Source organism: Rhodobacter sp. NTK016B, assembly GCF_017303295.1.
Classification (GTDB): Bacteria; Pseudomonadota; Alphaproteobacteria; order Rhodobacterales; family Rhodobacteraceae; genus Pararhodobacter.
Map to the genome: position 1 here is coordinate 22,440 of NZ_JAFKOK010000002.1, position 18,138 is coordinate 40,577.

General features: G+C 67.1%; 17 protein-coding genes. 7 read left to right on the forward strand and 10 right to left on the reverse strand.

Going from position 1 to position 18,138, the window contains the following annotated elements:
- Positions 1-169: 169 nt before the first annotated feature.
- Entirely contained in the window at positions 170-1,216 is a 1,047-nt protein-coding gene (locus JI664_RS02415; protein WP_207012129.1) for an alkane 1-monooxygenase, read from the reverse strand.
- Between the two features lie 134 nt (positions 1,217-1,350).
- Between JI664_RS02415 and ftsY the strand changes: the two genes are divergently transcribed.
- Positions 1,351-2,472 carry a signal recognition particle-docking protein FtsY gene (gene ftsY / locus JI664_RS02420; RefSeq protein WP_207012130.1) on the forward strand — a complete coding sequence of 374 codons (1,122 nt, stop codon included), beginning with the start codon at positions 1,351-1,353 and terminating at the stop codon, positions 2,470-2,472.
- A 4-nt stretch (positions 2,473-2,476) separates the two neighbouring features.
- Here the strand turns inward: ftsY and JI664_RS02425 are convergent, their stop codons facing one another.
- Complete coding sequence (locus JI664_RS02425) at positions 2,477-2,956, reverse strand: MgtC/SapB family protein (protein ID WP_207012506.1); 480 nt, start codon at positions 2,954-2,956, stop codon at positions 2,477-2,479.
- Between the two features lie 132 nt (positions 2,957-3,088).
- On the opposite strand from JI664_RS02425, the gene JI664_RS02430 reads away from it, so the two are divergent.
- Positions 3,089-3,988, forward strand: coding sequence for an EamA family transporter (locus JI664_RS02430; protein ID WP_207012131.1), 900 nt, complete (start codon positions 3,089-3,091; stop codon positions 3,986-3,988).
- Here JI664_RS02430 and JI664_RS02435 read toward each other — a convergent pair.
- From JI664_RS02435 to JI664_RS02450, 4 genes are all read right to left on the reverse strand, one after another.
- Positions 3,985-4,983: an LLM class flavin-dependent oxidoreductase gene (locus JI664_RS02435; RefSeq protein ID WP_207012132.1), complete on the reverse strand. Its 999-nt coding sequence runs from the start codon at positions 4,981-4,983 to the stop codon at positions 3,985-3,987. The genes JI664_RS02430 and JI664_RS02435 overlap by 4 nt on opposite strands.
- Positions 4,984-5,148: 165 nt before the next feature.
- Entirely contained in the window at positions 5,149-6,339 is a 1,191-nt protein-coding gene (locus tag JI664_RS02440; RefSeq protein WP_207012133.1) for a UbiH/UbiF family hydroxylase, read from the reverse strand.
- A gap of 83 nt (positions 6,340-6,422) precedes the next feature.
- Positions 6,423-6,662, reverse strand: coding sequence for a hypothetical protein (locus JI664_RS02445; protein WP_207012134.1), 240 nt, complete (start codon positions 6,660-6,662; stop codon positions 6,423-6,425).
- Between the two features lie 290 nt (positions 6,663-6,952).
- Positions 6,953-7,657 (reverse strand): pyrimidine 5'-nucleotidase, encoded by a 705-nt coding sequence (locus JI664_RS02450; RefSeq protein ID WP_207012135.1) that lies wholly within the window; start codon positions 7,655-7,657, stop codon positions 6,953-6,955.
- Between the two features lie 144 nt (positions 7,658-7,801).
- Between JI664_RS02450 and JI664_RS02455 the strand changes: the two genes are divergently transcribed.
- Positions 7,802-8,455, forward strand: coding sequence for a GntR family transcriptional regulator (locus tag JI664_RS02455; protein WP_207012136.1), 654 nt, complete (start codon positions 7,802-7,804; stop codon positions 8,453-8,455).
- Between the two features lie 42 nt (positions 8,456-8,497).
- Here the strand turns inward: JI664_RS02455 and JI664_RS02460 are convergent, their stop codons facing one another.
- The 3 genes from JI664_RS02460 to JI664_RS02470 form a co-directional block, all read right to left on the reverse strand.
- On the reverse strand, positions 8,498-10,354 hold the full coding sequence (locus JI664_RS02460; RefSeq protein WP_207012137.1) for a glycosyltransferase family 2 protein: 1,857 nt from the start codon (positions 10,352-10,354) through the stop codon (positions 8,498-8,500).
- Between the two features lie 176 nt (positions 10,355-10,530).
- A complete protein-coding gene (gene carA / locus JI664_RS02465; protein ID WP_207012138.1) occupies positions 10,531-11,700 on the reverse strand; it encodes a glutamine-hydrolyzing carbamoyl-phosphate synthase small subunit in 1,170 nt (389 codons plus the stop codon).
- A 190-nt stretch (positions 11,701-11,890) separates the two neighbouring features.
- Positions 11,891-12,331, reverse strand: a complete 441-nt coding sequence (locus JI664_RS02470) for a GNAT family N-acetyltransferase (RefSeq protein WP_207012139.1) — start codon at positions 12,329-12,331, stop codon at positions 11,891-11,893.
- Between the two features lie 146 nt (positions 12,332-12,477).
- Here JI664_RS02470 and JI664_RS02475 point away from each other — a divergent pair, with 146 nt between their 5' ends.
- A complete protein-coding gene (locus JI664_RS02475) occupies positions 12,478-13,269 on the forward strand; it encodes an inositol monophosphatase family protein (protein ID WP_207012140.1) in 792 nt (263 codons plus the stop codon).
- A 238-nt stretch (positions 13,270-13,507) separates the two neighbouring features.
- Here JI664_RS02475 and JI664_RS02480 read toward each other — a convergent pair whose 3' ends face one another.
- The gene (locus JI664_RS02480; RefSeq protein ID WP_207012141.1) at positions 13,508-15,388 is read right to left on the reverse strand and encodes a serine protease; all 1,881 of its coding nucleotides are present in this window, start codon (positions 15,386-15,388) and stop codon (positions 13,508-13,510) included.
- A 306-nt stretch (positions 15,389-15,694) separates the two neighbouring features.
- On the opposite strand from JI664_RS02480, the gene JI664_RS02485 reads away from it, so the two are divergent.
- From JI664_RS02485 to JI664_RS02495, 3 genes are all read left to right on the forward strand, one after another.
- Positions 15,695-16,639: a glycine--tRNA ligase subunit alpha gene (locus tag JI664_RS02485; RefSeq protein WP_207012142.1), complete on the forward strand. Its 945-nt coding sequence runs from the start codon at positions 15,695-15,697 to the stop codon at positions 16,637-16,639.
- A complete protein-coding gene (locus tag JI664_RS02490; RefSeq protein WP_207012143.1) occupies positions 16,636-17,148 on the forward strand; it encodes a DUF6446 family protein in 513 nt (170 codons plus the stop codon). Before JI664_RS02485 ends, JI664_RS02490 begins: the two co-directional genes overlap by 4 nt.
- Positions 17,149-17,210: 62 nt before the next feature.
- Positions 17,211-18,071, forward strand: a complete 861-nt coding sequence (locus JI664_RS02495) for a DUF1206 domain-containing protein (protein WP_207012144.1) — start codon at positions 17,211-17,213, stop codon at positions 18,069-18,071.
- The last annotated feature ends 67 nt before the right edge of the window (positions 18,072-18,138 follow it).

The window sequence follows — 18,138 nt, forward strand, 5'->3', positions numbered from 1 at the left end:
CGGGCAGAACCACACCCGTGGCGATAGCGAAGACCCCGGCGGCGGACAAAAGACGGGCAACGGAACGGATCATGAAAACCTCCGAAAAAACCATGGCCCAGTGTGACAGAGCCCCGCCGCCTGAGCCAGCACCCGCCCCGTCACGAAGCCGCGAGACCGGCCTCAATCGTCAATGCACGGGCATCGCATCGGGCGAGACGCGCGGCGCGGTTTCCTGCTCGTCCAGAAGCGCGGCAAGACGCGGGTCCATCACCCGCTTCCAGAAGGGCGGCAGCATCGCCAGCATCGCCATCGCGGGCAGCGGCGCGGGCAGCATGGCCGACCCTTCAGGCAGGGTCAGCTGCGGATAGGGACGCGCGGGATGGGCGTGGTGATCGGAATGGCGCGGCGCGTTCAGCGTCACCGCCGAGGAATACCAGCCCTTGGAATTCCACGCATGCCACGGCCCGGCGGCCTCGTAGCGGCCATTGGGCAGGCGACGGCGGCGCAAACCGTAATGCTGCACGTAATCCGCCACCAGCATCTGCGCCTGCGTATGGGCACACAGCATCACGTAGATGAACAGCCCCCACGGCCCGCACAGCGCGAAACAGATGGCAATCAGGATCAGCTCGCCCCCGACGTAATAAACATAGGGATTGCGCTTCTTGACCGTGCCGCGCTGGCGCAGGGCCTTCTCGGCCTTGTAGCCCGACATGAAGCTGCCCCACCACGCGACCGGCAGGTAGATCCAGAAATTCGTTCCCTTGGTGGCCGAGACCGGGTCTTGCGGCGTCGCGACATGGGGGTGATGCACCAGCCGATGCGCCGAAACGTGGTGCCCGAACAGGAAGCCGATATAGACCACCGTCCCCAGCCGGGTCATGAAGCGGTCCGAGCGGTGGATCAGCTCATGCGCGGCGGGGTTGCCCACCTGCCCGAAGAACAGACCGAAGCCGATCATCCCCATGATCCAGTCGAAGCCATGCAGGTTGAAGGTCATCGCCCAGACGCCCAGCACCATATGGGTGAGCTGCAAAAATCCCAGGATCACCAACAGCCCGTCGCCCACTGGCAATTCGCGCCCATCGGTCGGGTCGGGCATCTGGTCCATGACGATCCACATCAGCCCGATGGTGACGGGGGCCGCCCACAGGATCCAGCCGCCGGTAAAAGCGCCGATCACAAGCAGGATCGCAGGCAGGAATGTGGCGAAACTGTAGAGGATCAGACGCATGGGCACACCTAAACGAACGGTTTATCCGAGTATATCAGGGGATTGGGGCAAGCATAAGGCTTCGCGCCCCTTCCATCCATGCGACTCAAAGGCTACTTGCTGAAAGACGCCCAAGCCAATCTCTGCGAGGCCCCATGTCCTTTTTCGGCAAGCTCAAGGAACGGATGTTCCGCTCGTCCTCGAAACTCGACGAAGGGCTCGATGCGCTGGTGGCCTCGGACCCCGCGCCCGCCGAGCCCAGCGAAGCGCGTGAAGACGCGCCCGCCGCCCGGCAACCGCAAGCGGCGCCCGAGGCCCCGGCACAGACCGGCGGCACGCCCGCCATCGCGCCGATCCCCGCCCCCGTTCCCACGCCCGATGCGCGGACCGATGCCGCCCGGCCCGGCCTGCTGTCGCGCCTGACCGGGCGCGCAGAGACGCCGCGCCGCGTGCTGGACGACGATTTCATCGAGGAACTCGAAGATCTTCTGGTGCAGGCCGATCTGGGCGTCGAGACCGCGCTCAAGGTCACTGCCAATATCGCCGCCGGGCGTTTCGGTCGCCGCGTCACCACGCAGGAGATCAAGCAGGCCCTCGCAGACGAGGTCGCCCGCATCATGGAGCCGGTGGCGAAACCGATGCCGCTCTATCCCAACAAGCCACAGGTGGTGCTGGTCGTGGGCGTCAACGGCGCGGGCAAGACCACCACGATCGGCAAGCTCGCCTCGCAGTTCCGCGCGGCGGGCAAGTCGGTCATCATCGCCGCGGGCGACACGTTCCGCGCCGCCGCCGTCGAACAGCTTCAGGTCTGGGGCGACCGCGCAGGCGTGCCGGTGATGACCGCGCCCGAAGGCTCGGATCCCGCCTCGCTCGCCTTCGACGCGCTGTCGCGCGCACAGGCCGAGGGCGCGGACCTGTTGATGATCGACACCGCCGGACGGCTGCAGAACCGCGCCGACCTGATGGAGGAACTGGCCAAGATCGTCCGCGTGATCCGCAAGAAAGACCCCACGGCGCCGCACAACACCCTTCTGGTGCTCGACGCGACGACCGGCCAGAACGCGGTCACGCAGGTCGAGGTCTTCCGCCAGATGGCCGATGTGTCGGGGTTGATCATGACCAAGCTCGACGGCACGGCGCGGGGCGGTGTGCTGGTGGCGCTGGCCGACCGCTTTGGCCTGCCGATCCACGCGATCGGCGTGGGCGAGCAGATCGACGATCTCGACGCTTTCGACCCGCAGGATTTCGCCGCAGCGCTGACCGGCACCGGGCGCTGACGCCTCAGTCGGGGTTGCGCCGCTCGAACAACCGCAGGATCGACAGCACCACCACGACCAGAACCGTGGTCATCAGCGCCAGCGTCTCGCGCCCCGCGCCGCAGCCCAGTCCCACCGCGCCCGCCAGCCATAGCGAGGCGCCGGTGGTCACGTTGCGCACTTTCTCGCCCGAGGTGAAGATCATCCCGGCCGCCAGAAACGCCACCCCCGCCGTAACCGCTTCGATCATCCGCAAAGGATCGTTGCGCTGCTCGCCGGTGCCGCCGAATTCCAGCGCGCTGATCTCAAGCCCGAGGATCACGAACAGACAGGCCGCAACCGAGACGAGAATATGCGTGCGCAGTCCCGCCGCCTTGTGCTGCCATTCCCGCTCGATCCCGATCGCGGCGCCCAGCGCCATGGCCATCATGATGCGCAGAAAAGCCACCGGCGCGGGGACGATGGCAAAGGTATCGGTGAATTCGGACTGGATCTGTTGCCACATCCGCCGATTGTAGTGCGCGCCGTGATTCCGGCCAGCGCGGATCCGGCAGGCGGCGGGAACCTGCCATGTCTGTCTTGTCATTCCCGCGCGGGCGGGTGACATCTCGGTCATCTCCGCAAGAAGGCACGGATCGTGAGCGACTGGCTCCTCTCACTCGACGGCACGCAGACCGGGCTGACCCTGTCGATGGGTCTCGCCCTTGCTGCGGCCCTGCTTCACGCGGTGTTCGGCGCGCTGCAAAAGGGGCGGCACGACCCGTGGCTGTCGCGCGCCGGGATCGACGTGTTCACCTTCCTTCTCGCGCTGCCCGTAGCCCTGTTCGTCGTGCCATGGCCGCAGCCGCATATGTGGCTGATCTTCGCGGCGATGTGGGCGATCCACGTCGTCTACAAGATTCTGCAGGCCATGACCTATACGCGCGGCGCCTATACCGTCGTCTACCCGGTGGTGCGTGGCACCGCGCCGCTCTTTGCCGTGCTGGGCGCGGGGCTGCTGTTCGGCGAGCATTTCAACGCCGTGCAATGGCTGGGCGTGGGCGTGCTGCTGGCCGGGATCTACGGACTGGCGCTTTACAACCTGCGCAAGATCACCGTGAACCGCGACCGGCTGGTCCCTGCCCTGGGCTTCGCGGTGGCGACCGGCGCCATGGTCGCGCTCTATACGACCTTCGACGCCTACGGCATCCGACAGGCCGCTGATCCCTTCACCTTTCTTGCATGGTTCTTCGTCATCGACAGCGTCTTCATGCCGCTCGTCTGCGCGCGCCGCCTGATCGCGATGCCCCGCGTTGACCGCACAGACCTGCTGCGCCGGGGCGTGCTGGGTGCGCTGGTCGCTTTCGCCAGCTTCGGGGGCATCATGCTGGCCACGCGGCTGGGCCCGGTCGGACAGGCGGCGGTCCTGCGGGAAACCTCGACAGTCTTCTCGGCGCTGATCGGCTGGCTCATGCTGGGCGAAAGCACCGGCCCCCGCCGCGTCGCGCTGATGGCGATGATCGCGGCGGGGGCGGTGATCGTACAGCTCGCGGCCTAGGCGGGTTCGCGCACCAGCCCTTTCAGCACTTCCGAGGCAATCTCGAACGACCGCACCCGCTTCTGCGGATCGTGGATACCGCCCGTCAGGATGATCTCGTCGGGCTCGGTGCGGTCGATGAGCCGCTTCAGTTCGGCCTCCAGCGTGGCAGGCCCGCCCGTGGCCGAGAAAGACAGCGCGCCCTCGACCTGTCGCATCAGCGCCGGCGGCACCTCGGCCTCGATATCGGCAACCGGGCGCGGCAGCTTGCCGGGCTGACCGCTGCGCAACCGCGCGAAAGCCAGCATCTGCGACGAACGAAGATAGCGCGCCTCGTCATCCGTCTCGGCCGCGAAACAACCCGCCGCGACCATCGCATAGGGCCGCTTCAGGTAGTCCGAAGGCCGGAAGCTCGAGCGATAAACCGCCAGCGCCTCGTCCAGCATCTGCGGCGCGAAATGCGACGCGAAGGCATAGGGCAGCCCCAGATAGGCCGCAAGCTGTGCGCCGAACAGGCTCGACCCCAGAATCCAGACCGGCACATGCGTGCCCATACCCGGCACCGCCTTGACCCGCGCCTGCGGATCGTCGCCGAAATAGCTTAGAAGCTCGACCACATCCTGCGGGAAGGTGTCCTCGGGCGACATATGCCGCCGCAGCGCGCGCATGGTCAGCCCGTCGGTCCCGGGGGCCCGGCCCAGCCCCAGATCGATCCGGTCGGGATATAGCGTGGCTAGCGTACCAAAGGCCTCGGCCACGACCAGAGGCGCGTGGTTGGGCAGCATGATGCCCCCCGCTCCCACCCGGATGGTCGAAGTCGCGCCCGCGACATGGCCGATGGCCACGGCGGTAGCGGCGCTGGCAATGCCGGTCATGTTGTGATGTTCGGCCAGCCAGAAGCGGTGATAGCCCGCCCGCTCGCCCGCCTGGGCCAGCGCAACGCTGGCTTTCAGCGCATCGGCGGTGCTCGCCCCTTCGGGCACGGGCGACAGATCGAGGATCGAGAAATGGTGCACGTGTGAACTCCTTTCTCCGGACTTAAGCCGCAAGACGCCCCGCGCAAGAGGCAGGCCCGAACCGCCCGCCCCCGCGCCGCTCATCTTTGATCCGGAAATATCCTCGGGGGTGAATTGGCCGCAGGCCAAGAGGGGGCAGACAGCCCCCTCCATTCTCGCCATGCCTCAGCGCATGCCGATGCCCAGCTGCATCAGCCCCCGCCGCACCGGCGCCAGCGAATAGAGCGCGTGCAGGGCCGCGCCGCGCGCATCGCGCAGCGCCCGGTTCTCCATCATCGATGCCCGGTTCAGCGCATCCACCCCCGCCAGCCGAAGCTGGATCTCGGGCCAGCGCCGCCGGTGATAGGCGTCCAGAGGCCCGGCCTCGCCCAGCGTCGCGGGCGTGCACAGATCCATCAGCGCCGTCAGGTCGCCCAGGCTCATGTTCAGCCCCTGCGCCCCGATCGGCGGGACGACATGCGCGGCCTCGGCCATCAGCGCCACGCGCTGGCCCGCCATCCGCTCGGCATGCTGGGTGATGATCGGCCAGACCGTCAGCGGCGTCGCCCGTTCCAGCCAGCCGTACAACCCGCAGGACCGCGTGTTCATCGCCGCGTCGAAATCGGCACGGTCCAGCTTCCGCAGCCGCTCGATCTCGGGCCCGGTCGCCATCCAAACCACCGCAGAACAGGGTTTGCCCTCGTGGTCGGGCAACGGCACCAGCGTGAAGGGTCCGCCCGAGCGGTGGATCTCGGTCGAGACATTCCGGTGCGGTTCGGGATGGGTTACGGCGAAGGCCAGCGCCTTTTGCCCATAGCGGCGGGTATGGACCGGGATGCCCAGCGCGCGGCGCACCGGCGAATGGCGGCCATCGGCGGCGACCACCAGCTTGGCGGAAACCTTGGTGCCATCCGACAACGTCACCAGCGCCTCGCGTTCGCGGGTGAAAACGCGCGCAGTCGCGGTGCCGGGGCGGAAATCCACATTGGGAAGATCGCCCAGCCGCGCCACGAATTCGCGCCGCAGCAGCCAGTTGGGCAGGTTCCAGCCAAAGGGTTGGTCCGAGACATCGGCGGCGTTGAAATCATGCGTGATGCGCGCTTCGGGCTCGGCCCCGCCCGCATCGACGATCCGCATCACCTGCAGGGGCATCGCGTGCGGCTCAAGCCGCTGCCACAGACCGGCCTGCGTCAGAACCGGGATCGAGGGCTGCAGAAACGCCGTCGTGCGCAGATCCGCGCCCGGCGCGTCACCCGTGGTGATCGGCGGCGCGGGGTCCACGCAGATCACCGAATACCCCGCCGATCCGAAGGCGGCGGCGGCGGCAAGCCCCGCAACCCCGCCACCCGAGATCAGCACATCCACCGTTTGCCGCATCGCTGCCTCCGTTGGCCCAGCCCGTGTTACGCAGGCTATCTAGCGCAAGTCGCGGACCGGGGCGAGACGGCACAGGGTCGCGCTCACCCGCGCGAGATCATCACCAGAACGACGATCATCAGGGGCGAGGCCACGACCGCCGGCAGATAAAGCGCGGGCAGGCCGAAGAAGGTGATCGCGATCCCCCAGATCGCCAACAGCGCGACGATCAGGTAAAGCGGGTAATCCGCGTCGCCCTCGGCCAGTTCGCGCAGGACAGCGCCGAGCAGCGGCAGGCGATAGGCCACGGGCGTGGGGACATAGCGAGAATCGGCAACGGCCATTGGTATCTCCGGGCTAAAGGATTTAGCTGGATATGGCTTTTGCCTGTGCCTCTGCCCATTCGGCACGATGCCGCAGTGCGGCAACGCGCCGCGTGCGTCATCCTGCCCGCCGGATCGGGCGTTTCCACGGCTCTTGCAGGGCTTGCTCCGGCACCGATGGGACCGCCGGCCCCGCGCGCCGCCGCAGGCGGCGCGCCCGGTCGCCCGAGACCTCGGCGCCAGAGGCGTCGCGGATGAGGGCGAAACCCCTCTCGCGTGGCCTGCGCGCGCAGGCCCCGCGCAGGCCCCGCTCACAGCCCGCGCAGAAACGCGGTCAGATCGTCGGTATGGTGATGGACATGCGCATGGGATTGCAGTTCGGGCGTAACCAGCACCGTGCGCATCCCCAGCGCATGGGGCACTTTCAGGTTGCGCGGATCGTCCTCGAACATCGCCGCGCGGGACGGGTCCAGCCCGTCCAGCCCGAAGATCCGCGCAAACGCTTCTTCCTGCGGCTTGGGCAGGTAATCCGCGTTCTCGACCCCGTAGACCGCGTCGAACAGCCCGTCGAGCCCCCGCGCCTCGAGCACCCGGCGCGCATAGGGGGCCGAGCCGTTGGTATAGACGATCCGCCGCCCGCGCAGCCGCTCGATCTCTGCGCGCAGGCCCGGATCGGGGTCGAGCACCGAGAAATCGATATCGTGCACCTCAACCAGATACGGCACCGGATCGACATCGTGATGTGCCATCAGCCCGGCCAGCGTGGTGCCGTATTGCAGCCAGTAATCGCGCCGCAGCCGATCCGATTCGACCGGGTCGGCGCCGGTCACCCGCATGACGAAATCGGTCATCTTGCGGTCGATCTGATCGAACAGCCGCACGCGCGGGTGATAGAGGGTGTTGTCCAGGTCGAACACCCAGGTGTCGACATGGTGAAAATCGTCGCGGTGGCTCCCGGGGCTTTGCCGGGCGTTGCGGTCGCTGCTGGGTTCAATACGGGGTTCGATACTGGGCATGGGCCACTGGCTAAGCCAAGCGCGCGCGGCGCACAAGTCCGCCGCGCGCCCTCCGCGCCTCCTCCGCGTCGCCGTCTCGCCGGGCGCTTCAGGGCTTTTCACCGCCGCCGCCCCCGCCTATCCTTCGCCGCCTTGGAGTGACAGATGACCGAACAGCGCCAACCCCTTCTCGACGCCTATTCGCTGATCCTCGCCGCCATCGACGACGGCGTCTATCGCCCCGGCGACCGGCTGGTCGAATCCGAGCTGGCCGAGCGTTTTGGCGTCTCGCGCACGCCGATCCGCGAGGCGTTGCAGCGGCTGGAAACGCAATCGCTGCTCTCGCGCGACGGGCGCTCGCTGATCGTGGCCTCGCTCGACCATAATCAGCTTGCCGAACTCTATGTGGTGCGCGCGCAGCTCGAAGGGCTGGCGGCGCGGCTGGCATCGAAACACGCCTCGATCGAAGAAGTCCGCGTGCTGCGCGACATGGTGGCCGAGGACAAGCGCCTCGTCGACGATCCCAAATCGCTCAGCCGGGCCAACAAGCGGTTCCACAAGCAGATCCACCTTGCCTCGCATAACCGGTTTCTGGTCCAGCAGCTCGACCTCGTGCACCGCTCGATGGCGCTTCTGGCCACCACGTCGCTCGAAGCCGAAGGGCGTGGGCGCACCGCGCTCGAAGAGCACGCAGCCATTGTCGAGGCCATCGCGCGCGGCGATGGCGACGCCGCCGACAAGGCCTTGCGCGACCATATCTCGCGCGCCTTTGAAACCCGGCTCAAGCTGGAATCGGGCGACCGCCGGCGGCAGATGTAACACGCCGCGCCAACGCTCCCGCGCCCTAAACGTGCCGGTGCCCTAATGCGCCGCGAAAGCCTCGCCGTCATGGAAGCCATGCGCGGTCTTGTCCCAATAGAACGGGCTCGACAGCATTTCCCAGATGCCCTTCCACGCAGCCACCGCCGCCAGCGGGAAATACAGGTGCAGACTGACCACCCATGGCCGCAGGAAGCGGTGGCGCGGGGCGTTCAGGGCGACGATGTTGATCGTCATCGACACGATCTCGGTCAGCAGGAACATCAGCGCCAGCGCCACACCGGCCTTCGAGCTCAGCAAATCGGCCAGCGGATGGCCGAAGCCCACCAGCATCAGCCAGAAGCTCCACAGGATCGGCGCGAAGAGGAATTGCACCAGCGTCCCCAGAAACAGCAATTGCACGCCGCAGAACCGCCACGCGCCCAGCTGACGCCACAGCAGAACCGGGTCGCGCATATGCACTGCATAGGTCATCGCATAGCCTTTCAGCCAGCGTGAGCGCTGCTTGATCCATGGCCATACCCGGCAATTGGCCTCTTCCATCGTCACGCTGTCGAAGAGCTCGGTCCGGTAGCCGTGGCGCGCCAGCCTGAGGCCCAGATCGGCATCCTCGGTAACGTTATGCGCGTCCCAGCCGCCCAGCTCTTCCAGCAGGTCGCGGCGGAAGAACAGCGTCGTGCCGCCCAGCGGCACCACCAGCCCCATCCGCGCCAGCCCCGGCAGGATCAGCCGGAACCACGCGGCATATTCGATGGTGAAGCAGCGGCTCAGCCAGTTGGTCTGCGGATTGACGTAATCCAGCACCCCCTGCAGGCAGGCCAGATCCGGCCCGCCCTGAGCGAAGCGTTCGGCCACGCGGTGAAGTTGATCGGGCGCGGGCGCGTCCTCGGCATCATAGACCCCGATCACGCTGCCCCGCGCGAGGTTGAGCGCGTAATTCAGCGCGCGCGGCTTGGTGCGCAGCGCCGAATCGGGCACCGGGATCACCCGCATCCAGTGCGGCAGCGCGGCGCGCGCCAGCGCCTGACGGGTGACGTGGTCGTGTTCCTCGACCACCAGCATGACATCGAGCAATTCGCGCGGATAGGCGATGGCGCCCAGCCGCTTGACCAGCCGGGGCGCGATATCAGGCTCGCAGTAAAGCGGCACCATGATCGAGATATGCGGTTTGCGGACCACCGATTCGGGCGGCTTGTGGTCCCGCCCGCGCGCCGCGCGCCGCCGCGCCATCAGCTGCGTCACCGTCGCCGCCAGTTTCATCACGTTGCCAGCGCCCTGAAAGGCCAGCACAATGCCGAACAGCACGAAGAAAGTGGGCAGCGTGGCGAAGATCAGCCCCGCCAGCATCGCCGCGCCCATAAACCCGATGATCCAGCTAAAACGTCGACCGTCCCAGGCGCGGCAGCTTTCCTCGGCGGCGACGCAGGTTTCGGCCATCAGCCGCAGCGTGTTGCGGCGCGAGGCAATCAGCGCAGCGTGCAAGCGCTCTTCGGAAATCACCGCCATCGCCACCGGCCCCAGCACCTGTTCAAGCGACTCGCGATGCTCGGCGAAATGGTCGGGCTGCGAACAGGCCACCACCGTCACCGCCCCCGCACGAAGCCATGGCAGGCAGCCGATTTTCAGACAGCGCCGCGTGCCGACAAGGTCGATGAGCCGCGGGTCGGGTCGGCCTTGCCTTTGGTCGATGACGCCGGTGCCGAACTGCTCGGCCAGAGCGGCCATCACCTCGGCTTCGGAGGCCATGCCATGCGCACGCAGGATATCGCCCAGTCGCGAATGCTGCCGACGCTGCAATTCCAGCGCGCGCAGCAGATCGCTCGACCCGATCGCACCCCGCTTCAACAAGATCGCCCCCAGCAGCGCCCCCTTCGAGACGCTGACGGCCGGCGAAGGCAACCCTGCCCCCTCGCCCCCGCTGGGCGCGGTTAAGTGCGCGGGCTCCGGCACGGGTGGCGCCGGGCTGACAATCTCGTGGAAGCCAATCTCGGCCAGCGCCATGTCGATCCCCCCTGCACCGCCATGGTGCGGGCGAGGATCTTAACGGCCGGTTAACGTCACCGGCGCGCGGGCCGTCAGCCCGCGAGTGCCTTGCGCTCCGCCATGGCCGCAGAGAACCGCTCGAACAGGTAATAGCTGTCCTGCGGGCCGGGGCTGGCCTCGGGGTGGTACTGGACCGAGAAGACCGGTTTGTCGGCCAGCCGGATCCCGCAATTCGACCCGTCGAACAGCGACACATGGGTCTCGAGCACGCCTTTCGGCAGCGTCTGGGTATCGACCGTGAAGCCGTGGTTCATCGACGTGATTTCGACCTTGCCGGTGTCGTTATCCTTCACCGGATGGTTCGCGCCGTGGTGGCCGTGGTTCATCTTCACGGTCTTCGCACCTAGAGCCAGCGCCAGCATCTGGTGGCCAAGGCAGATGCCGAAGACCGGCAGATCGGCCGCCAGAACGCCCTTGATCATCGGCACCGCATATTCGCCGGTCGCAGCCGGATCGCCCGGACCGTTCGACAGGAAAACCCCGTCGGGATTGAGCGCCAGCACCTCTTCCGCGGTTGCGGAGGCCGGCAGAACCGTCACGTCGCACCCCGCCGAGGCGAGGCAGCGCAGGATGTTCTTCTTCGCGCCGTAATCAATGGCCACGACCTTGTGCACCGGATTTTCCTGCGGCTTGTAGCCTTCGGGCCATGCCCAGCGCATCTCGTTCCAGCGGTAGCTTTGCGCGCAGGTCACGTCCTTGGCCAGATCGAGCCCGACAAGGCCCTTCCAGCCGCGCGCCCGGGCGAGCAGATCGTCCAGATCGAAATTCCCCTCGGGGTCATGCGCCAGCGCGACATGCGGCGCGCCCAGCTGACGGATCGCGCGGGTCAGGCGGCGAGTATCGACGCCGCCGATGCCGATCCGGCCCTGCAGGCGCATCCAGTCGGTCAGCTCGGACGCCGCGCGCCAGTTCGACGGCTCGGTCGGATCCCATTTCACCACCATGCCTTCGGCCACGGCGCGCTGCGCCTCGTCGTCATCGGTGTTGACGCCGACATTGCCGATATGCGGGAAGGTGAAAGTCACGACCTGCCCTGCATAGGACGGATCGGTCATGATTTCCTGATAGCCGGTCATGGCGGTGTTGAAGCACAACTCCGCGACCGTCACGCCGGTGGCACCGAAGCCGTGACCGTAGAAAATCGTTCCGTCGGCAAGGACAAGGCAAGCGGTCGGGCGCGGCTGGGCGGGTGCTGCGGACATCGGACGGCTCCTGTGTGAATCGGGCTGTCTCTACGGGGTCGGACGGGGGGAATCAAGGCCCGCAACGACACAAGGCGCGCGGGCCCGCCCGGCCCGGCCGACGTTCGGGGCGAAAGCGCCGGAATAAGCGCTGCGGCAGCCCAAGGGCCCGGGCGCAAGACAGCTCTCAGATCGGCGCCCGAACCCCTTATCAGATCAGCAGATCGTAAGTCCGCCACGCCGTCGCGCGGGCAAGCTTGTCATAGAGATTGCGGGCGCGGGCATTGTCCTCGGCGGTGATCCAGCGAACGAGCGTCCAGCCCCGCTTGCGCCCCTCGTCGCGCAGCGCTTCGATCAGCGCGGGCGCCGCGCCCGAACCGCGCGCCTCGGGCGCCACGAACAGATCGTCCAGATAGCCGCCGATGCTGGCCGCGAGCGGGCGCGCGAAGGGCCGGAAATGGGCGAGCCCGACCAAGCGGCCCGCATCGTCTTCGGCCACGAACGCCTCGACCTCGTGGGCATGGTCATGGATCCAACCCCAGACCCGCGCGCGCATCGCCGCGTCCTGCTCGACGCCGTAGAATTCGGCATAGCCGGCATAGAGCCGCTCCCAGTCGGCGCGGTCGCTGTCTTGGGGATGGCGGATGATCATGACGAGCCCTCCTGTCAGTCCCGGCGACCCTAGCCGGACCCCGCCGCAGCGTCCATGCGCCCGATCGCGCCTATTCGCCAGCTTTCCCTTTTCAACCGGACGCCTTTCCCGTATGGCCCTGCTCTGTTGTAAACGGAGCCGCATCGATGCAGGGAAGCGCCAATCTCAACCTGATGATCAAGGCCGCGCGCAAGGCGGGCCGCTCGCTGGTCAAGGACTTCCGCGAGGTCGAGAACCTCCAGGTCTCTTCCAAGGGGCCGGGCGACTTCGTGTCGAAAGCCGACCGCGAAGCCGAGCGGATCCTCAAGGACGAACTCATGGCCGGCCGGCCGAATTACGGCTGGCTTGGCGAGGAAACCGGCGAGACCGAGGGCGTCGACCCGACGCGCCGGTGGATCGTCGACCCGCTCGACGGCACCACGAACTTCCTGCACGGCCTGCCGCACTGGGCGGTATCGGTGGCGCTGGAACACAAGGGCGAGATCGTCGCGGGCGTGGTCTTCGACGCCGCCAAGGACGAATTGTTCTACGCCGAGAAGGGCCTTGGCGCGTATATGAACGAAACCCGCCTGCGGGTCTCGGGGCGCCGGTCGATGATCGAATGCATCTTCGCCACCGGCGTGCCTTTCGGCGGTCGCCCGGCCCTGCCGGCGACGCTGCAGGATCTGGCGCGGCTGATGCCGGTCTGCGCGGGCGTGCGCCGCTTCGGCTCGGCGGCGCTCGACCTCGCCTATGTCGCGGCGGGGCGCTACGACGGCTATTGGGAACGCGGGCTGCAATCCTGGGACATCGCCGCGGGCGTGATCCTTGTGAAAGAGGCGGGCGGCTTCGTCGGTCCGATCCGCGACGGGCAGGACCCGGTCGAATCGGGCAACCTGATCGCCGCGAATGCCGAGATCTTCGAAGGCTTCGGCAAGGTCATCCGGTCGCGCGACTGACCCGCTGCGGGGTCAGGGGGCTGTCTGCCCCCTCTTGGCCTGCGGCCAATTCACCCCCGAGGATATTTATGGATCAAAGATGAGGGCCGCCTCCCGGATAGGGAAGCGGCCCTGTTTCATTCTGCCCTAAATACTCATCCGCCTTTCGGCAAACGCAGCAGCGGCAAGGGCGCGCGCGCAAGCGGGGCGGGTGGGTGGGAGCGACGCGCGCGCGCCGCCCCTCACCGCCCGAGCCGCGTCAGTTCCAGCAGGAGACCAGCACCGTCAGGTCCCCCGACATGCGCGTCAGCATCTCGGCCGACATCGGGCGCGAGACGCGGGCCACGCTGCCGCGCAGCCCCGAATCGGCCAGCATGCGCTGCACCGCATCCCCCGACAGCGCAAAATTCACGTCGTCGGGCAGCATGCGGCCGGGCGTTTCCGGGCGCGGCAGCAGCATGCCGACGACGCCGCCATTCATGTCGAAGACCGGACCGCCGGAATCGCCCTCTTCCGCCTCGAGCGACAGGCGCCAGAGATATTCTTCGCCCTCGAGCCCGGACAATTCGCTCAGCTGGCCGAAGCTGACGATGGGGCGGGTCAGCGTGTCCTGATAGCTGAAGCCCGACACGCGGACTTCGCTGCCGGGCGTGGGCGCGGCAGGGGCGAATTGCGCGAAGGCCAGCGGGACCAGCGGATCGTCGGGGGTGATCACGGCGATGCCGAGTTCCTCATCGACCGACCGCACGGTGGCGGTATAGGCCTCGTCGATGGTGACGCGGTCGCATTGGTTCACGGCCTCGGCGCTGGTCACCACGCTGCCCACGGCATCGACGAAGAAGCCGGTGCGCGAGCGTTCCGGGCGGCGCACGTCGAGACCCGAGATCAGGTCGCGGCGCGCCACGGTCGAGGCGGTCGCCCCCATCGTCGAGGGCAGAACGCCCGCGATCGGCGTGAAGCTGTCGCGCATCGTCGACAGGATGACCTGCGCATCGTCGTCGGCCGAGGCATCCCACAGCAGCATCCAGCCCTTGATCTGGCCGTTCGACAGGCGCGCTTCGACATGCGCGCGCTCGGAGGCGTTGCGACCGGTGATGGTAAAGCTGTTGCGGCCGCGCTCACGCTCGCCTTCGAGCGGGATCACTTCCAGCGTCTGCAGGATTTCATAGAGACCGAAGAAGGTGCTCTGCGTGCCCTCCTGGCTGATCAGCAGCACGCGCATGCCGCTGTCGTTGATCTCGTTGAAATGCGCAAAGGGGGCCTCGTGCCGGTCGAATTCGACCATGCCGAGCGGCAGGGTGATCTCGATCCCCGCCGCCTCGTCGCGGAACGGGCCGAACGCATAGCGGGCGACCGCTTCTTCGTAATCGCGCATCAGCGTGGCGCGGCCACGGGTGGTCAGGAAGCCCGAGGGCTCGAACCCGTTCGCCGCCTGCCAGTCGCTGATCGCGCCGCGCGTGCCGGGACCGAAGGCCGCGTCGATGCCGCTGCGATAGAAGCCGAACCATTGCAGGGCGATCTGGATCTCCATGCGCTCGTCGCGGGTCAGCTGGTATTCCATCTGCCGCGCCTCGGCGACGGATTCGATCGGCAGATCCTCGATCGTGGGCTCGGCAGGCGCTGCCGGAGCGGTTTCGACGGCCTCCTGAGCGGGCGCGGTTTCGGCCTGCGCTAGCAATCCCGACAGCTCGGCTTCCGTCTCAGGCGCCTCGGCCTCGGCGACCGGCTCATCGGCGACAGGCTCGTCCGCTTCCGCCGCGGGCTGGGTCGCGTCACGCGCGGGCGTCGCGGTGCCGGACTGACCGCCGACCGGCCAGAAGCGCTGACCATAGATCGAATCGTCGGTCACATAGCTGTCTTCGCGGATCTCACGCGCGGCGATCAGCGCGGCGCGGCGTGCTTCGGCGTCTTCGGTGCTTTCGAACGGGCCCACGGCCAGCGCATACCAGCCCCCGGCGATCCGGAAGCCCGAGATATTGCCGATCCGTTCCTCGTAGCGGGTGGCGAATTCCTCGGCGGTGCGCAGCGTCGCATGCGCTTCGATCTGCACCCAATGCGACGCCTGCGCCAGCGCCGCAGCGGGAACGAGGATCACCGCCACAAGGGTTGCGAAAAAGGCTTTAACTATTCGATCGGTCACGTTCGTTCCACGATTGGTTGTTTTTTTATGATTCCCCGAGACCCTAGCAGGGTCGTCAAGCAAGTGCCGATAAAAATTAGGTTAGATAGGGGCCTTGACCACGGGGCGTGTCATTTTTTCCGCGCCTTTTCCGCATGGCCTGCAACCGGCTCGTGTGAACCGGGACGATGCCACCCACCGAGGGCGAAACGTCACACCGCACGGTGGCCGCCGCACGGGCGCGCGACGTTGACCCTGCCCCGCCCTGAGCCTATTGAAGCGCTGAACCAAGGTTCCGCCATTTCTGTCCCTGTCTATAGGCCCAGCATGTCCGCCAGTTCCGACAAACCGCGCAGCTTCCAGGAAATCATTCTGAGGCTTCAGGCCTATTGGGCGGCCAAGGGCTGCGCCGTGCTGCAACCGTACGACATGGAAGTGGGCGCGGGGACCTTCCACCCGGCGACCACACTGCGTTCGCTCGGCTCGCAGCCCTGGGCTGCGGCCTATGTTCAGCCCTCGCGCCGCCCGACCGACGGGCGCTATGGCGAGAACCCGAACCGCCTGCAGCACTACTACCAGTATCAGGTCCTGATCAAACCCTCGCCGCCCGACCTGCAAGAGCTGTATCTCGGCTCGCTCGACGCGATCGGCATCGACACCGCGCTGCATGATGTGCGCTTCGTCGAGGACGACTGGGAATCGCCCACGCTGGGCGCCTGGGGTCTGGGCTGGGAGGTCTGGTGCGACGGGATGGAAGTGTCGCAATTCACCTATTTCCAGCAGGTCGGCGGCCATGATTGCAAGCCGGTCTCGGGCGAGTTGACCTACGGGCTTGAGCGTCTGGCGATGTATGTGCTGGGCATCGACCACGTGATGGAGATGCCGTTCAACGACCCGCAGGCGCCCATTGCGCTGACCTATGGCGACATTTTCCGCCAGACAGAGCAGGAATATTCCCGCCACAATTTCGACGGCGCCACCACCGAGATGCTGCTTCGCCATTTCGAGGATGCCGAGGCCGAATGCGAGCACCTGCTCTCCTTCGAGCCGCAGGATCCCAATAGCGGCAAGCGCATCGTCATGGCCCACCCGGCCTATGACCAGTGCATCAAGGCCAGCCACCTGTTCAACCTGCTGGACGCGCGCGGCGTGATCTCGGTCACCGAGCGGCAGGCCTATATCGGCCGGGTCCGCGCGCTGGCCAAGAAATGCGCCGACGCCTTCGTGCAGACCGAGGCAGGCGGCTGGACGCCCGAAGGGGCCCGGGCGTGACCGGCCGCATCGCCGCGAGCGTCATCGTGCTGGCCGCTCTGCTGACCGGCGGGTTCATGTATTATCTGCAGGTCTACGGCTATTACGAAGAGCTCGAGCCGCAGATCGGCTATCAGGTCGCGACGCCCGACGGCGGCACCGCGCGGCTCGAGATCGCGGATTTCCGCGGCATCGACAGCTATTCGTCGCCGCTGCGCTATCGCGCCTGCTTCCAGATTGCCGGCGCAATCCCCGATCTGGTCGAGCGTGACCATTCCGAGCCCCTGAACGCGCCCGGCTGGTTCGATTGTTTCGACGCCGAAACCATCGGCGAGGATCTTCTGGCGGGCCGCGCCCGCCCGGTCATGGTCGAGGAAAACGCGCCCTACGGATTCGACCGCGTGATGGCGCTCTATCCCGATGGCCGCGCCTATGTCTGGCCGATGATCAACCATTGCGGCGAAGCGGTCTATGACGGCGATCCGGCCCCCGCCGATTGCCCGCCCCCGCCCGCCGTGCCCCGCGACTAGGGAACCTTTTCGCCCCTTCGCGCGCTTTCCTTCCATGCCTGCGCAGCCATGGGAGAAGCCGCATGACCGATCAACGTGCTCCGGACTGGGTCGTGCCAATGATGCGCGCGGGCTATTCTTCGCGGGGAATCGTCTATCTCATCCTCGGCGCCCTGTCGCTGACAGCCGCCGCCACCGGCGGGCGGGCCGAGGGCACGCAAGGCGCCGTCCAGACCCTGCGCGAGGCGCCATTCGGACAGGTGCTGCTCTGGCTCGTGGCCATCGGGTTTCTCTGCTACGGCATCTGGCGCCTTATCGCCGCGTATTACGACCTTGAGCAACGCGGCGATGACGAGGAAGGCCACGCCAAGCGCTTCGGCCTTGTTGTCACCGGGCTGATCCATATCGGTATCGGCGGCGCCATCGCCACCTTTCCGCTCAGCATAGGCGCCGGCTCCGGGGGCGGATCGGGCGGGGCCTCGGACTGGACCGCGACGATCATGCAGATGCCGGCAGGTCGCTGGCTCGTGAGCGTCGGCGCGCTGTGCATCATCGGTGCCGGGGTGCACTACGTCCTCAAGGGCTGGCAGAAGAAGTACCAGCGCTACATCCAGAGCACCGAGACGACGCAGAAACTGCAACCGCTTCTGCGATGGGGTTTCGTCAGCTACGGCATCGTGCTGGGCATCGCCGGCGCCTTCCTGCTCTACGCCGCGATCAGCACCGACCCGTCCGAGGCCAAGGGCATCGGCGGCGCGCTGGAATACATCCACTCGCTGACCGCCGGGCGCATCCTGCTGGGCGTGATCGGTCTGGGCATCCTCGGCTTTGGCGTCGAGAACCTTGTCGAGGCGCGCTACCGCGTGGTCCCCGGCGTCAGCGGCTCGCGCAGGCTGACGACGATCGCGCAGCATGTCAGGGCGCAGGCCGAGCGCGCGACCTAGGAAATCGCGCTATCGGCTTGCCGCGCAACGGCAGGACCGATAAGCACCGGGGCGTCAAGACAGATGC

Coding starts and splice junctions, on each gene's coding strand:
- ftsY (WP_207012130.1), top strand. CDS start 1,351: ATGTCCTTTTTCGGCAAGCTCAAGGAACGGATGTTCCGCTCGTCCTCG.
- JI664_RS02485 (WP_207012142.1), top strand. CDS start 15,695: ATGTCCGCCAGTTCCGACAAACCGCGCAGCTTCCAGGAAATCATTCTG.
- JI664_RS02495 (WP_207012144.1), top strand. CDS start 17,211: ATGACCGATCAACGTGCTCCGGACTGGGTCGTGCCAATGATGCGCGCG.
- JI664_RS02415 (WP_207012129.1), bottom strand. CDS start 1,216: ATGCGTCTGATCCTCTACAGTTTCGCCACATTCCTGCCTGCGATCCTG.
- JI664_RS02455 (WP_207012136.1), top strand. CDS start 7,802: ATGACCGAACAGCGCCAACCCCTTCTCGACGCCTATTCGCTGATCCTC.
- JI664_RS02445 (WP_207012134.1), bottom strand. CDS start 6,662: ATGGCCGTTGCCGATTCTCGCTATGTCCCCACGCCCGTGGCCTATCGC.
- JI664_RS02470 (WP_207012139.1), bottom strand. CDS start 12,331: ATGATCATCCGCCATCCCCAAGACAGCGACCGCGCCGACTGGGAGCGG.
- carA (WP_207012138.1), bottom strand. CDS start 11,700: ATGTCCGCAGCACCCGCCCAGCCGCGCCCGACCGCTTGCCTTGTCCTT.
- JI664_RS02475 (WP_207012140.1), top strand. CDS start 12,478: ATGCAGGGAAGCGCCAATCTCAACCTGATGATCAAGGCCGCGCGCAAG.
- JI664_RS02425 (WP_207012506.1), bottom strand. CDS start 2,956: ATGTGGCAACAGATCCAGTCCGAATTCACCGATACCTTTGCCATCGTC.
- JI664_RS02440 (WP_207012133.1), bottom strand. CDS start 6,339: ATGCGGCAAACGGTGGATGTGCTGATCTCGGGTGGCGGGGTTGCGGGG.
- JI664_RS02450 (WP_207012135.1), bottom strand. CDS start 7,657: ATGCCCAGTATCGAACCCCGTATTGAACCCAGCAGCGACCGCAACGCC.